The organism is Caballeronia sordidicola (assembly GCF_000729995.1).
Classification (GTDB): Bacteria; Pseudomonadota; Gammaproteobacteria; order Burkholderiales; family Burkholderiaceae; genus Caballeronia; species Caballeronia sordidicola_A.
This window is the reverse complement of sequence record NZ_JNFG01000174.1, coordinates 1-355: the sequence shown is the minus strand read 5'-3', so window position 1 is coordinate 355 and position 355 is coordinate 1. Positions and strand designations below refer to the sequence as shown.

At 68.7% G+C, this 355-nt stretch carries 1 protein-coding gene; it reads right to left on the bottom strand.

All coding sequences use genetic code 11. The annotated features are described in order from the left end of the window. Nucleotides 1-40: 40 nt before the first annotated feature. Nucleotides 41-355: inositol monophosphatase family protein (locus tag FH08_RS0134260; protein ID WP_031362667.1), on the bottom strand; the 315-nt coding region annotated here is incomplete at its 5' end.

Here is a 355-nt window from a genome sequence, read left to right as displayed (position 1 = left end):
CGCTCCGCTCAACCCAACCTACGAAGCCGTCTGCCAAGCCTCAGGCCAGGTGCTGCAACCGCTCCACCAACTGCGCATGCAACTTCGGATCACCGCAGGCGAGGATGGCGCCGCCCTGCTGGGCATCGCCGCCGTCCCAGGCGGTCATGCGGCCGCCGGCGCCTTCGATGATGGGGATCAGCGCCTGGACGTCGTAGGGCTGCAGGCCCGCCTCGATGATGACGTCGACGAAGCCCGAGGCCAGCATGCATTCGGCGTAGCAGTCGCCGTCGAAGCGGGCCAGCTGTACCTCGGCCGCCACGGCGTCGAAGGCGGCCAGGCGCTCGGGGGTGTCGAAGATATCTCGGCTGGTGCA